Source organism: Acinetobacter sp. 766875 (genome assembly GCF_000582055.1).
Taxonomy (GTDB): Bacteria; Pseudomonadota; Gammaproteobacteria; order Pseudomonadales; family Moraxellaceae; genus Acinetobacter; species Acinetobacter nosocomialis.
Map to the genome: position 1 here is coordinate 319,979 of NZ_JEXX01000001.1, position 14,845 is coordinate 334,823.

13 protein-coding genes, 4 tRNA genes and 1 pseudogene are annotated in these 14,845 nt (G+C 37.1%); 8 read left to right on the forward strand and 10 right to left on the reverse strand.

Going from position 1 to position 14,845, the window contains the following annotated elements; all coding sequences use genetic code 11:
* Positions 1–58 precede the first annotated feature (58 nt).
* Both J576_RS01430 and J576_RS01435 read right to left on the reverse strand, forming a co-directional pair.
* Complete coding sequence (locus J576_RS01430; RefSeq protein WP_000925672.1) at positions 59–643, reverse strand: anthranilate synthase component II; 585 nt, start codon at positions 641–643, stop codon at positions 59–61.
* A 206-nt stretch (positions 644–849) separates the two neighbouring features.
* Positions 850–1,500, reverse strand: a complete 651-nt coding sequence (locus J576_RS01435) for a hypothetical protein (protein WP_002052583.1) — start codon at positions 1,498–1,500, stop codon at positions 850–852.
* Positions 1,501–1,613: 113 nt separating this feature from the next.
* On the opposite strand from J576_RS01435, the gene J576_RS01440 reads away from it, so the two are divergent.
* From J576_RS01440 to J576_RS01450, 3 genes are read left to right on the forward strand one after another with little or no spacing between them, the layout of a single operon-like run.
* Positions 1,614–2,054, forward strand: coding sequence for a hypothetical protein (locus J576_RS01440; RefSeq protein ID WP_002052675.1), 441 nt, complete (start codon positions 1,614–1,616; stop codon positions 2,052–2,054).
* A 2-nt stretch (positions 2,055–2,056) separates the two neighbouring features.
* Entirely contained in the window at positions 2,057–3,373 is a 1,317-nt protein-coding gene (locus J576_RS01445; protein WP_002052940.1) for a LysM peptidoglycan-binding domain-containing protein, read from the forward strand.
* A complete protein-coding gene (locus tag J576_RS01450; RefSeq protein ID WP_002052431.1) occupies positions 3,363–3,842 on the forward strand; it encodes a hypothetical protein in 480 nt (159 codons plus the stop codon). Before J576_RS01445 ends, J576_RS01450 begins: the two co-directional genes overlap by 11 nt.
* A 127-nt stretch (positions 3,843–3,969) precedes the next feature.
* Here J576_RS01450 and J576_RS01455 read toward each other — a convergent pair whose 3' ends face one another.
* Together J576_RS01455 and J576_RS01460 are read right to left on the reverse strand one after the other, a co-directional pair.
* A complete protein-coding gene (locus J576_RS01455) occupies positions 3,970–5,772 on the reverse strand; it encodes an aminopeptidase P family protein (protein ID WP_002052627.1) in 1,803 nt (600 codons plus the stop codon).
* Positions 5,769–7,330, reverse strand: a pseudogene (locus J576_RS01460) (peptide MFS transporter). The gene J576_RS01455 and the pseudogene J576_RS01460 overlap by 4 nt, the downstream one beginning before the upstream one ends.
* A gap of 703 nt (positions 7,331–8,033) precedes the next feature.
* On the opposite strand from J576_RS01460, the gene glnA reads away from it, so the two are divergent.
* From glnA to J576_RS01485, 5 genes are all read left to right on the forward strand, one after another.
* Positions 8,034–9,449 (forward strand): type I glutamate--ammonia ligase, encoded by a 1,416-nt coding sequence (glnA, locus tag J576_RS01465; RefSeq protein ID WP_002052696.1) that lies wholly within the window; start codon positions 8,034–8,036, stop codon positions 9,447–9,449.
* Positions 9,450–9,574: 125 nt separating this feature from the next.
* Positions 9,575–10,084, forward strand: coding sequence for a chorismate--pyruvate lyase family protein (locus J576_RS01470; RefSeq protein WP_002052747.1), 510 nt, complete (start codon positions 9,575–9,577; stop codon positions 10,082–10,084).
* Complete coding sequence (gene ubiA, locus J576_RS01475) at positions 10,081–10,959, forward strand: 4-hydroxybenzoate octaprenyltransferase (protein WP_002052447.1); 879 nt, start codon at positions 10,081–10,083, stop codon at positions 10,957–10,959. The genes J576_RS01470 and ubiA overlap by 4 nt, the downstream gene beginning before the upstream one ends.
* A 115-nt stretch (positions 10,960–11,074) precedes the next feature.
* A complete protein-coding gene (locus tag J576_RS01480) occupies positions 11,075–12,532 on the forward strand; it encodes an alpha/beta hydrolase family protein (protein WP_002052558.1) in 1,458 nt (485 codons plus the stop codon).
* 111 nt (positions 12,533–12,643) lie between these two features.
* Entirely contained in the window at positions 12,644–12,844 is a 201-nt protein-coding gene (locus tag J576_RS01485) for a hypothetical protein (RefSeq protein WP_000082790.1), read from the forward strand.
* A gap of 9 nt (positions 12,845–12,853) precedes the next feature.
* Here the strand turns inward: J576_RS01485 and J576_RS01490 are convergent, their stop codons facing one another.
* The 6 genes from J576_RS01490 to sodB form a co-directional block, all read right to left on the reverse strand.
* Positions 12,854–13,297, reverse strand: coding sequence for a DUF2726 domain-containing protein (locus tag J576_RS01490; RefSeq protein ID WP_000464149.1), 444 nt, complete (start codon positions 13,295–13,297; stop codon positions 12,854–12,856).
* Positions 13,298–13,352: 55 nt separating this feature from the next.
* Positions 13,353–13,428: transfer RNA gene (locus J576_RS01495), tRNA-Asn, on the reverse strand.
* Between the two features lie 181 nt (positions 13,429–13,609).
* Positions 13,610–13,685, reverse strand: a tRNA-Asn gene (locus tag J576_RS01500).
* Between the two features lie 181 nt (positions 13,686–13,866).
* Positions 13,867–13,942, reverse strand: a tRNA-Asn gene (locus tag J576_RS01505).
* Between the two features lie 8 nt (positions 13,943–13,950).
* Positions 13,951–14,026: transfer RNA gene (locus J576_RS01510), tRNA-Asn, on the reverse strand.
* Positions 14,027–14,172: 146 nt separating this feature from the next.
* Complete coding sequence (gene sodB, locus J576_RS01515; protein ID WP_000208082.1) at positions 14,173–14,799, reverse strand: superoxide dismutase SodB; 627 nt, start codon at positions 14,797–14,799, stop codon at positions 14,173–14,175.
* Between the last annotated feature and the right edge of the window lie 46 nt (positions 14,800–14,845).

Sequence of the window (14,845 nt, forward strand, 5' to 3'; positions counted from 1 at the left end):
GCTTTTTTATTCAGGGTTCTTATTAAATTACTTTTAAAACAAACTATTTAAAGCTGACTTATGCGTAGATGTCTAAAAAGTTTTTAAAGATTTGATGGCCATGTTGACTCAAAATGGATTCAGGATGGAATTGTACGCCTTCAATAGGAAGTGTCTTATGTTTAACGCCCATAATTTCTTCCATTGAGCCATCTGCTTCATTGGTCCAGCATGTTACTTCAAGGCAGTCGGGTAGCGTTTCCTGATCAATGACCAACGAGTGATAACGAGTTGCCGAGAATGGGCTAGGCAGATTACTGAAAATACCTTTATTGCTGTGGTACATATCAGATAAACGTCCGTGCATTACCGTTTTGGCTCTTACAATTTTTCCGCCAAAAGCTTGCCCGATACTTTGATGGCCTAAGCACACGCCAAGCAAAGGTATTTTTCCGGCAAAGTGATTAATTGCAGGAATTGAAATACCAGCTTCACTTGGAGAACATGGGCCAGGGCCAATTACGAGGTATTTAGGTTGCCATCGTTCAATATCCTCTAATGTGACTTGATCATTGCGAACTACTTTTACTTCCTGATTCAACTCGCCAAAATACTGGACGATGTTGTAGGTAAAAGAGTCGTAATTGTCGATCATTAGAAGCATTTTAGATTCAACTCACTAATAAATAAAAGGATTTTATTTTGATGCGGTTTTTATACTCAATTTAGTACCCAAGATTGCTAAAGTACTCATGTATAAAATAAAGCCACCATCAATAGATGGCTACTATATCAGAATTTTTATATTCTTCGACTTTATCTTTTACATAGAAGCATACCAAAATAAGTACTTCTAAATTAGATGTTTAGTCATTTAAATATAATAGATGAAATTAAAAGCGGATTTTCAATATGTAAAGCAAGCCTTTGACCTGTCTGGCAAGACTGTAAATATAAATCAAATGCAGAAGTAACACTGGGATCAATTGAAGCTTGCATCGCAAAGATTTGTTTTAGTTGTTCAACATAACACATAAGGAATTGAACAATGCTATCGAAACTATTAAGACTCCGTAAATTACTTTGAAAGTTTTTTAGATACGATAAATCTGGAGGAGTATGTAGACAGCACACTTCAACTGTTCCTGGTTCAACTTTATTAAGGTAAGTATTAGACAGTTGTTTTTCAAGAAATGCGCTAATCGGTATTGAATATAATAAGGAATTCACACCATTAAAAATAGAAAATACAATTGTATTTTTATTAATAAAATCTATAGGTAATCCTTCATATAATCTTCTATTTATTTCCTCAGCAATTATATCTATTTGTTTAATCTTTTGTTCTTCAATAGAAATATCAGCGAATCGCTTCATTATTCTGTTTATAAATACAACATCACCTGTTCCCGAAATTGCACCTCTGCACCATAACTGTATTTTATTTTCATTATTATGTGATACGCTTAATTCATTAGTCTCAACATTATAATTCATTGCCCTCTTATCTGCTGCAATCATAATAACATCACCTAAGTGAGCAGAAACAATCATGGTCATTGGGTTTAATTTTTAGATTTAATCAGATTATACTAGTATAACTTTATATTCTAATATTAGAGAATAAAAAAAGTATGGCTGGTGGTACACGTATTGTAATTAATGATAAAGGTATTAGTTTGATAACAGGGGGTAAGTTTGAAGTTAAAGCTGGTCAGCATATCTTTAATGATGGACAGCGAGTTAAAGCGGAACTTCCTAATTTACCTGTCGTTAATGAGATTAATAATTATACAAATAAATGGGATTTTTATGATTTATTTTATAAATCTAATTTCTCAAATGTGAAATACAAATTAATTAATAATAAAAACAATACTTATATTTCAGGAACGCTAGATGAACATGGTCGAACTCAACGTATAAATACTTCTACTAATGAAGGTTACGATATGCTGATTGGTATAGATGAGGGTTGGACTGTTTCAGTTGAAACTGGCAATGAAGATGATGAACATGATTATGAATGTAAATGTGGTTCACACGAAAATCATGAATATGGGGGTGAGATATAATCATGGATTGTCTAGCCAATATAAAATTCTTAGATGCCCTGGGCCAACCAATAAATGGGTTAGCTCATCAACTTTGGGTTGGTTCCTCATTAATTTCTGAGTTTGTTACTACTGCCAATGGCGAATCAGTATGGATTAAACGTCCAGTTGGAACAGTTATTGATGTTCGAGTTAGAAGCATAGCCACTGGAGAGTACAACTCTAAAGTTAAAATACAACTAATTGGCGAAAAGACTATTTTTACTATACGTAGCCCTAAAGTCTTGCTTAAAGGTTTAAAGCTAACTACTAAAGAAGTAGCACAGGGAGGATATGTTAGATCAACTTATATTGTTGCTGAAGGAGATTATTTATCTCGAATCGCGAAAGACAACAATACAACTACGGATGAGTTAATAAGAATCAACAACTTAAAAAATGACCAAGATATTCATGCTGGGCAAGTCTTAAAGATACCTACCAATAAAACTGAGGCTTCTTCGCCTGCGCCTGAAAACAAGCTAAAACCCCCTGTACCACAGCAATATCAGGCAGAGAAAACTAAGATTATCGTAGCTCAGCGAACCGATACTTTGCCTTTAATTGCTAAACTTACTGGTAATAGCATTGACGAAATTAAGAAACTTAATGGATTAAGTGACGGTAAAATCTCACAAAACCAAACGATAAAAGTCTATGATCGTCAAATTAAGTCTACTGTGCCTAAACCACATACTGAGAAGAAAAAAGACGAGAATCGGCCTGTAACACCACCTAAAGTTGTTCAGGATGCCTCACAAAATAAGGAAAAGACACCAGTTGCAAAGGTATCATCGTCAACCTCTGCATCTTCAAAAGTTTCTGCAAAGAATGAGAGAGCTATAGCTAGATTACATCCACAAGTAAGGGACTTAATCAGAAAGTTCATCAATGAAGTGTATGCAAAGCACCAGGTACAACTTGTTATTGTTCAAGATTATCGTACCTATGCACAGCAAGATGCTTTGTACGCCAAAGGACGTACAACACCTGGAAGTATTGTAACAAGAGCACGAGGTGGTCAAAGTAACCATAACTTTGCTTTAGCTGTTGATGTTTTTCCATTATGGGAAGATGGTAAACTTCACATGGATGCAAAGTCGGATGCTAAAAATATTCAAATATTGAGAAAAGTCGCCCCTGTCGGGAAAAGTATTGGATTAGAGTGGGGTGGAGATTGGAAATCAATAGTTGATAATCCTCACTTCCAACTAAAAACTGGAAAAACTATGTCGCAGCTTAGACAACTAACCAAAGATGCAGGCGGTGATCCATTAAAGGTAGTATATAATGTTAAATAAACAAGGCACGATAATAAAACTTATTATTAGTTTTTTCTTTCTCTTAACAGGATGTAACTTATCCGCTAAAACTAACATGTCTCCAAAGAAAATCTATGAGCTGGATTTAACTGATCAGGGAATTAGTCCTGAAGGTGGCGGGATCGAATTGAAAAAAGAGAAAAATTATTGTTCTCTTATATTAAGTCTTTATGGAGAATCGGGACAAGAAAAATATAAGTTCAATTTTAAGAAGGATAATTTGATTAATACAAATTACCTAAAATATAGATATAAGAATGGTTTGATAGAAGCTAATGATGACTTAGATGACCTTATTGCTGATGATAGTAAAAAATCAAATAAAGGTGCTATGGAATTAATAGCAAATAAGTCATTTGTTGGAAACAAAGATAGACAAATTACAAAAAAGTTTGAACTCTATAAGAAAAAAGTTCCTAAAATTCTATTAGACAGAAACTGTAACTAAATAAAAAATAATAAACGGATTAGAATAAGTATTTAGTATGGTTTTTGATTCTTTACATATCTTATAGGATTTAAATCAAAGCCTTGGCTCTTTCAAGGCTTTGATTTGGTTTAATGCTATTAAATATTTAAATCTTACGTGTGTTATAAATCAGCCAATCTAAAACATCGCCAGATAAATGTTCAGCCAGTGTTTCTTGAACAGTTTGATGATAACCATTTAACCAGTCTTTTTCTTCATCTGTTAGCATGTCAACGACAATACAGTCTAAATGAATTGGGCAAAGGGTCAGCGTTTCAAACTCTAAGAAATCGCCATAAGTTTTCTCAAACCCTGAGTGAAGTTTGTTTGCAACCAGATTTTCAATACGAATACCGTATTGTCCTTCATGATATAAGCCCGGTTCATTAGAAAGAATCATACCTTCACGCAATTTGCTGTAGGCATGAATAGTCGCGTAATAAGAAAGCACTTGTGGTCCTTCATGCACGTTAAGTGCAAAGCCTACGCCGTGACCTGTGCCGTGGCGATAATCTAAACCATGTTGCCATAAAGTATGACGACAAATTGAATCGAGTAGAGGAGCAGCTAAACCTTCTGGATAAATGGTTTTTGCTAAAGCAATATGACATTTTAGAACTAAGGTATAGTCACGTTTTTGTTGTTCTGTTGGAGTCCCGACAGGAACAACACGAGTAATGTCGGTAGTGCCGTCTACATATTGTCCACCAGAGTCAATCAGTAACAGACCATCACCTTCGATAAATGAATAGTGCTCTTCAGTTGCACGGTAATGGGGTAGAGCACCATTGGCATTAAAGCCAGCAATCGTTGAAAAACTTGGGCCTATAAAACCCTCTTGCTGAGCACGGAAAGCTGTAATTTTCTCATCAATGGTGAGTTCTGAAATGCTTTCACTATGATGAAGGGCTTTCTCTAACCAGTGAAAAAAGTGGCAAAGCGCGACTCCATCTTTCACCATGGCATGACGGATATGAGCTATTTCGCTTTCATGTTTACGCGATTTAAAAAGTGTACTTGGGTTGATGTCGTAAACAATCCGAATATCTTTTGCGATGGCTTGTTCATTAAAAATCGAGACTTTGGCTGGATCTAAAAGTACTGAGGCATCAGAAATATTCGATAAAAACTTAGCTGTATCTTCGTAGTTACGAATTTCAACGCCATCAGCTTTGAAAGCCTGTTGAATGGTTGAATCGACTTTGTTGCTAGCAATGAATAAAACAGCCTGTTGAGTACTGATATATAAATGGGAAAGGAATACAGGGTTGTACTCTACATCTTGTCCGCGTGCATTTAAAACCCAAGCAATATCATCTAAAGATGAAATGAAATGTCCTTCAATCGCCTTACTATTTAAAGCATCGCGTATTGCCTGAATTTTTTCTTTACGAGATAGGGCATTTAACCCTTCAGGCATTAAATGAATCTTCTCTAAAGGAAGTTCTGGACGATTAGACCAGATCGAGCCAATTAGATCTTGCTGTGTTTCAAGCTTAAAGCCACGTTGCTTTGCTGTATTTTCCAACGCTTTAGATTGCTGGATTGAAAGTGTTTGCCCATTTACTGAAATAACCGAACCCGCTGGTAGATTTTTCTCAATCCATGCGAGATGTGTAGAAGATTCATCACTGGTCAGTTTTTGTAATTGAAAGCCAGTTCCAGCGAGTTGTTGTTCGGCTTGTACCCAATAGCGCCCATCGGCCCAAAGTCCTGCAAAGTTTTGGGTCACAACTAAAGTGCCAACAGAGCCACTAAAACCGCTTAACCACTGCCTTGCTTTCCAATAGTCTGGTAAATATTCAGACATATGGGGATCTGCACTCATAACAACCAAAGCATCAATACTTTGATTGGTCATGAGTTCTCGAAGTTTCGCTAGTTTTTCTGGAACAGTTAAGTCGTTCATATCGTTTCCAAATCAGGTTGAACTTTGTTGGTACTTTTGTCCATTAATTTATTCATTGGTTTCTTTAATAAAAATAACACGATTGCGCCAATAACCAAGGCTAATACACAGCGTATAAATAGGCTAGGTAAATGATTAATACCATCTGCCGAGACTTGCCCGCCAATTAAACCTGCCATGAGGTTGCCAAGAGCTGTACCTGTAAACCATAAACCCATAATTTGACTACGTATGACATCAGGTGCAAGTTTGGTCATGGTTGATAAGCCAATTGGGCTTAAGCAAAGTTCACCTATGGTAAGAAGAAATAAAGTACCGACTAACCAAAATGGTGAAACTGCCCCACCATGAATAGCAAAATGACTGGCTAGAGACATAAGTAAAAAGCCACCTGCGGCGAATAACAACGCAATAATAAATTTGCTGATATAGCTTGGATCTTTATTCGCTTTACCTAGTTTCGCCCATAGCCAAGCTGCAACTGGAGCAAAGATAATAATAAAAAGAGCATTGATTGATTCAAACCATACAGTGGGAATCTCAAATCCGAAAACAATACGGTCCGTATAATCTTGCGCAAATAAAGTAAAAGTTGTGGGTTTTTGTTCGAAAGCTGACCAGAATAGGGCAGAGGCTGCTAATAAAACGAAGCAAATAATTATTTTAAATTTTTCATTTTGTTCTAAATTCAGGAAAAGCAGTAAGTATGCAAAATAAGCAATAATTCCAATGCTAATTCCTACAGTTAAGTAGGTGGAAACAACGACTGGGTTGATGTGAATAATCCCAAAGAAAGTTAATCCAATAACCACTGCAACAGCGAATAAAAAGCTAAATACAATTTTAGGCGCATTTTTATTTTCTACGACAGGTTTGCTACAGCTATTGGCTTCTTGTCGTAGCTCATTAAAAGTTTGGAGCTGCGGGATAGCTAAAAAGCGGAAAATTAATAAAGCAATGAGCATCCCAATGCCACCAATACCAAAGCCTAAGTGCCAGCCATAATCGCGAGCTAATAGACCTGTAATGAGCGGGGCAATAAACGAGCCCATATTAATTCCCATATAAAAAATGGAGAATCCGGCATCTCGTCTACTATCTTGAGCTTTGTATAAAGTTCCGACAATCACTGAAATACAAGTTTTAAATAAACCTGAGCCAAGAACAATCAGAACTAGACCGAAATAAAAAAAGAATTGATCAAAAATGGTGGTGAGGGCAATTGATAAGTGACCTAAAGCAATAATAATTGAACCGTACCAGACAGCACGCGCCTGACCTAACCAGTTATCAGCAATCCACCCACCAAAAACTGTCATTAAATACATTGAGCCTGCAAATAATCCTACAATAGCTGCGGCAGTTGGTCGATCAAGTGCTAGCCCACCGTCATTCACCATAGCAACCATATAAAGAACAAGTAAGGGGCGAATTCCGTAATAAGAAAATCTTTCCCAAAGTTCTGTAAAAAATAAAGTTTTTAATGGTTTTGGATGACCGAAAAATGCTTTATCGGTCTGTTCAAGTTCATGTTTCATTATTCAAATCCTTGAATGATTTTATGTTTTTTATAAACATAACTTTTAGTTTGTTTATTTATAACCAAAATTTATGTTTTTATTTTTTAGTTATTTTTAACAATAAAAGCAAATTTACCTTGTATAAAAACAGTGAATGAAAAAGAACATGAATAGTGGAGTTTGTAGATAGCGAATAACAAAAAGGAGCGTTCATTTGGCAAATCAAAGAACTGCCGAGTACTGAAATGCTCTATAAGAATTAATCAAAATGAAAACTATTTGGTAGATTGTAAATAAACAATAAAGAACTTACTTGGATGGCTTAACCAAGGCGCTTAAGTCATTTAAACAACGTAAAAATGAGTGAGAATGGATGCTTTAAGAAGTATAAATATTTTTTGTGTAATCTAATAAGAATCTCAACATTATATATAAGAAAGTATTATGATCATGAACGACTGTTAGAAATTGATGCAGCGGATTATATCAGTGCAACAATTTTGCACTAAATTAGGGCAATAATAAGCTATTTAAATATGCCATAATTTGAAAATGTGTGAATATGGTGCATTTGCACAAGCAAACAGTATAATGGGTTCAAGACAAGGGGCCTAAATCATGAATACTTATAAGTAATTCAATGTTTTAGGTAAGTCTTATAAAGTTGGTATGAGAATTGCTTAATAAATACCAGCAACTAACACGCACTTAACAAGTGCAACAAAATTTCATTGGAGCAAAATGAGCATGGCGAACAAGGTCCTTCAACTCATACAAGAAAGTGGCGCAAAATGGGTCGATTTTCGCTTTACTGATACTAAGGGTAAAGAACAGCACGTAACTTACCCAGCTGATTCTATTGATGAAGATACTTTTGAAGACGGTAAAATGTTTGATGGTTCTTCAATCGCTGGTTGGAAAGGTATTGAAGCATCTGACATGATCTTACGTCCAGATGCGGAAACTGGTTTCATCGACCCGTTCTTTGCTGAACCAACTGTAGTTGTGACTTGTGACGTTATTGAACCTTCAACTGGTCAAGGTTATGAGCGTGACCCACGTTCGATTGCTCGCCGTGCAGAAGAATACTTAAAATCTACAGGTATCGGTGATACTGCATTCTTCGGTCCAGAACCAGAATTCTTTGTATTTGACGAAGTGAAATGGGACATCGATATGTCTGGCGCTCGTCATACATTAATCGCTGAAGAAGCTGCTTGGTCTACTGGTAAAGACTATGAGTCTGGTAACTCTGGTCACCGTCCACGTGTTAAAGGCGGTTACTTCCCAGTTCCTCCGGTTGATTCTTCACAAGATATGCGTGCAGAAATGTGTGCAAAAATCGAAGACATCATGGGCCCAGGTCGTGTAGAAGTACATCACCATGAAGTTGCTTCTTGCCAGTTAGAAATTGGTGTGAGCTTCAATACTCTTGTTCGTAAAGCTGACGAAGTTCAACAGTTCAAATATGCTGTTTGGAACGTTGCACATCAGTATGCAAAAACAGCTACGTTTATGCCTAAACCAATGGTAGGTGATAACGGTTCTGGTATGCACGTTCACATGTCTATCTCTAAAGATGGCAAGAATTTGTTTGCTGGTGATGAATATGCTGGCCTTTCAGAAATGGCGTTGTACTTCATCGGTGGTATCATCAAGCACGCTCGTGCATTGAATGCAATCACAAACCCATCTACAAACTCATACAAGCGTTTGGTTCCTCACTTCGAAGCACCAATTATGCTTGCTTACTCAGCGCGTAACCGTTCTGCGTCTATCCGTATTCCATACGTTTCTAGCCCTAAAGGTAAGCGTATCGAAGCTCGTTTCCCAGACCCAATGATGAACCCATACTTAGGTTTCGCTGCATTATTAATGGCTGGTATCGACGGTATCCAAAACAAGATCCATCCGGGCGAAGCTGCTGACAAGAACTTGTATGATCTTCCTCCAGAAGAAGAAGCAAAAATCCCAACAGTTGCTCATAGCTTAGATATGGCTCTTGAAGCACTTCAAGCAGATCACGAATTCTTGTTAAAAGGCGGCGTGTTCACTAAAGAAATGCTTGATGCATACATCGAACTTAAAACTGAAGATGTACGTCGTCTTAACACGACTACTCACCCAGTTGAATTCGATATGTACTACAGCTTGTAATACGTATTTCGTAAAAAAGCCTGCTTATGCAGGCTTTTTTATTACTTGGAATGTTGATTGAATTCTCTACGTTTTTTATCAAAAAATTGGGGTAAACTAGGTGCGAGTTTTCATGTGAGCAGATTATGCGTAAACGACAACCAGTACTTAAACAGGAAGAAGTATTAAATCCTGCATTGAAAACATGGTTGTATGCGTCTGGTTCTCTGACCCAACAATTGACTGAACTTGGCGGTGGACAGTTCAGCGTAAAACCTTTTAAAGAACACTTTCAGCGTTTAACTTTTGCAGACAGTCAATGGATGAATATGCCTCATACCCATACTTCATGGGTAAGGGAAACATATTTATATGGCTGTGAAGTGGAACCTTGGGTTAAAGCAAAAAGTATTTTTCCAATTCGAAGTTTACAAAAAAAAGCTCGTATATTTCAGCATATTGGTTCTAAACCGATAGGTCGTTTTTTATTTCAAAGAACTACGCCACTGTGTGATCGCCGTGTTATTCGCTTACCAGAAGGCTGGACGCGACAAAGTTGCTATACTTGGCATGGGTGTAAATTTATTGTTCAAGAAACATTCTTACCGGCTTTTGAAGCTTTTTTATATCAGCAGCACGACAAGGAATTACTATGACGACTGCAACAGGTACAACATGGCGTCAGCGTTTAGAAGCTTATTATTATCTATGCCGATTTGATAAGCCAATTGGTACAGAATTGGTGTTTTGGCCAACCATGTGGGCACTTTGGGTTGCATCAAAAGGAATACCGAATTTAGGTATTTTATTCGTCATGATTTTAGGCGTCATTTTTATGCGCGCTGCTGGATGTGCGATTAATGACTTTGCTGATCGTAAAGTAGATGGTCATGTAGAGCGTACAAAAACTCGTCCTTTGGCAACAGGTGTCATTCGTGCGAGGGAAGCAGTATACGTATTCTTAGGTCTTGTTTTAGCAAGTGCATGTCTTTTGTTCTTTTTACCTATAGAAACTTTTTATTGGTCATTTGGCGCATTATTTTTAGCGTTTATTTATCCATTTATGAAACGCTATACCAACTTACCGCAAGTTTTTTTAGGAGCAGCATTTTCATGGTCAATTCCAATGGCCTTTACTGCCGTAGGTAAAACTCCGGATCTGACTTGCTGGCTGCTGTATTTTGGTAATTTGGCTTGGACAGTGGCTTATGATACTCAATATGCAATTACCGATCGTGAATATGATTTAAAGATTGGTGTGAAATCTACAGCTATTCTTTTTGGTCGATATGACATCCAGATTATTGCACTCCTACAAGCAACCAGTCTTGTCTTGATAGGAACGGCGTTATATTTAGAAAATATCTTATTTCCATGGGCAATCGTTGCTTTAATTGTTGTGGCATTCGATTTTATATATCAAACAATTAAAACCAAAGACCGCAACCCTCAGGTTTGTTTCTGGGCATTTCGTCACAATCGCTGGGTAGGATTAATCATTTTTCTAGGAATATTTTTAAATTTCATATAGTAAAAATGACCGTGAGGTTGAAAAGTGTTCTATGCAGAGCACTTTTTTTATGTCTTAATATTTGTGCATAAAAATTATGCGGAATAAATAACACATAACATAAAAAGGATATTTTATGAAACGGTCAAAAATTGCTTTAGCTATAACATTATCGGTTTCAGCATTATTTCTTACAGCATGTAATGACAACAATGACGATTACACTGGGATAGATTCAAATAAGACTTTTTTGTCTGAAAGTAATTACGCTATAGATAAAGTTGATAATGCTTCATCAATTAAAGTCATGACTTATAACATGACAAATGTGCAGGGAAAAACAGCCACTGCTACTGCTATGGTATTGTTCCCAAAAGCCTCGCAACCTAAAGATGGTTATCGAGTGGTTGTATGGGAGCATGGAACTGTAGGAGTAGGAGATAGTTGCGCGCCAAGTAAAAATGCAATTAATCCGCGATTTAAAATTTTAGCTGAAAACTTATTAGCAGCAGGTTATGTGATTATTGCACCAGATTATGAGGGTTTAGGTACGCCAGGTGTACATCCGTACTTAAACTTATCTAGTGAAGCAAAATCCGCATTAGCAGCAGTCAAGGCAGCAAAAGACCATTATGGAAATCAGTTGAAAGGCGATTGGATGTCAATTGGCCAATCACAAGGTGGACATGCATCATTAGGTACTGCTGAATTCGCCAATACAGATACAAGTTATAAAGGTGCTGTAGCTGGGGCGCCGGCATCAAGCTTGGGCACAATTATTCAAATTTATATTGATCCTGCAATGAATCAAGATAGTAATTTTGCAGTTAGTAAGCTAGATCAGGCAATTATAGCGCGTAGACAAATTGATGCAGCGATTGCTGCAGGGCAAATGTCTCCAAATGATCCACTGGCGCTTGGTGTACCAACAATTGATAAAACTGCAGAAGGATATGCTGAATTGTTAGCATATGCTGCTTTTGCAAGCGCTGGGATTAAAGCACAGCAACCAAATTATGATTTGAAGTCAATCTTTACATCAGGAGCAGCTGATATTGCAGAATTTGCTTATGGTCGTACAGGAGATGATGGTACATGTCTAAGTTATCCTGCACCTGATACTGCAAATGGTTTACAGGAGAAATTTAAAGCAGGAATCCTAGCTTTCTTAGCTGACCCTACACATCAAATTTCACAGTACGGTATTGATCTAAATAAATTCAAGACCGATCAAGTAGTTCAAAGTTTTTTAACATCGACTCAACCTGCAACGAATGCTACAGCTGAAAAAGTTATTAAAGCACCTGTATTTATTATTCAAGGTGAAAAAGATCAAGCAGTATTGCCTGTAGTAACACAAGCCTTATTCGCAAATATGAAAGCGAATGCTTTGAAATTTTTCCCTCAAGGTGGGTACGATAAGGGATATAACTTAACTATTGTACCGAATGCGACTCATACACAAGCAATCGTATGTCAAAATGCAAATGCCATAGATTTTATTCAAACGAATATGTCAGCAGGTACCGGTATTGTTTTAACTGATGCACAGAAAGATGCTAGCCAAAGCCCTCACTGTACAGGTAAATTTTAAGACCTATTTACTTGATTAAAATTAGTTTTAAAAAAGAGTCTCTTTATAGAGGCTCTTTTTGTTATATTGTTACGCATTCTGAAATCGATATTATTTGAGTTTGAAGGACTTATGAGCCAGCAATCTGTTGAAAAAAAATCTGTTCCTTGGTTATTAATGGGATTAGGTTTACTTATTCCTTTTCTGATTATTGGAATACTTTTTTTGGCTGCAAAAAGTGATGCTCAGAATAAAAAACAATATGAACAGCAGCGTTTAGAAATGGAAAAAAGAATAGCTGAGAAAGAAGCTGCCAATTCTGACAAGAAATAACAGTAGTTTTTAATAAATATCTTTTTGTAGCTGGCGTACACTCGGGATGTTTGTATAGCGTCTTACGATATAACCTGCCTCTATGAGCATTTGATCACGAAGACGATCTTCTTCGACTTTCTCAAGGTGAGTAGGGTCATCTAGCTCAATAATGGCTATTACTTCCATGTTTTCATCAAGCAAAACAAAATCAGTGACTTTACGGTTGAACTGACTACGAACCTTATAATCATTACTGGTGATTAATGCGCTAAAAGCCACTTGTGCTAGAACATGATAACTTGGGAAACTCTGTTTTAAGCGTATAAACATTTGAGTTTCAAAATTAGTAATAACAGGACGGGCAAAGAATTTTTGTTTGGGAAATAAATAAGGGCGTAAACAAACAAGAAGAAAAATACAGGTGCTTAAGCAACCTAAAATAATAAAAAATAAATGACTCGATTCGAACATGTGAAGACATCATACAAATAAAAACCCACTCATAAGGAGTGGGTTTTTAGAATCCTGGCTCTCCCACCTGGGCTCGAACCAGGGACCTGCGGATTAACAGTCCGTCGCTCTACCGACTGAGCTATGGGAGAATCTGGAAAGGGATTTTAGGCAGGAAAGGGGGCGAGGTCAAGGGTTAATAATGGAATTAGTGAGAATATCTAACTGATTGGTTTAAAAATATTCGAAACATTGATTTTATTCAAAATAATAGAAAAATATTAAATGATTAGAAAAGAAAAAGCCCACAATGAATGTGGGCTTTTAGAATCTTGGCTCTCCCACCTGGGCTCGAACCAGGGACCTGCGGATTAACAGTCCGTCGCTCTACCGACTGAGCTATGGGAGAATCTGGAAAGGGATTTTAGGCAGGAAAGGGGGCGAGGTCAAGGGTTAATAATGGAATTAGTGAGAATATCTAACTGATTGGTTTAAAAATATTCGAAACATTGATTTTATTCAAAATAATAGAAAAATATTAAATGATTAGAAAAGAAAAAGCCCACAATGAATGTGGGCTTTTAGAATCTTGGCTCTCCCACCTGGGCTCGAACCAGGGACCTGCGGATTAACAGTCCGTCGCTCTACCGACTGAGCTATGGGAGATTAGTAGATGGCTCTCCAACCTGGGCTCGAACCAGGGACCTGCGGATTAACAGTCCGTCGCTCTACCGACTGAGCTATTGGAGAATCTGATGCGCATTTTATGGATGAAATCTAAAAGCGTCAATAAGAATATTAAAGAAAATGAACCGTTTGCTTGATTAATATGCTTTTGTTGTACTAAAAATAAAAAAACCACCCAAAACAGGGTGGTTTTTTATAAAGAAATAAAATTATTTCTCTACACCAGCTGGTTGGCCTGCAAGTTTTGCATTTGCATAGTCCCAGTTCACAAGGTTTTCTAAGAAAGTTGCGATGTATTTAGGACGTAAGTTACGGAAATCGATGTAGTAAGCGTGTTCCCATACGTCAATTGTTAATACAGCAATTTGACCATGTGCAAGTGGAGTGTCTGCATTTGAAGTTTTAGTAATAGAAAGTTTACCGTTTACTTCATCAGCAACTAACCAAGCCCAACCTGAACCGAATTGAGTTGTTGCAGCAGCAGTAAATTCTTCTGCAAATTTTTCGTAGCTACCAAAAGCTTCGTCGATTTTAGCAGCGATTGCGCCAGTAGGTTTACCACCACCATTTGGCTTCATGCTGTTCCAGTAGAAAGTGTGGTTCCAAACTTGAGCAGCATTGTTGAAAATACCAGCTTTAGATGCGTCACCAGCAGTTGCTTTGATGATTTCTTCTAAAGTTTTACCTTCAAGGTCAGTGCCTTTGATTAAGTTGTTTAAGTTAACAACATAAGTGTTGTGGTGTTTGTCGTGATGGTATTCTAAAGTTTCTTTACTGATATGTGGCGCTAAATCATCATAGCCATATGGAAGTGCAGGTAAAGTAATGGTTGTCATGTTCCTATTCCTTGCATTTGCTGGGTTATACAATATTAAGTGGCTC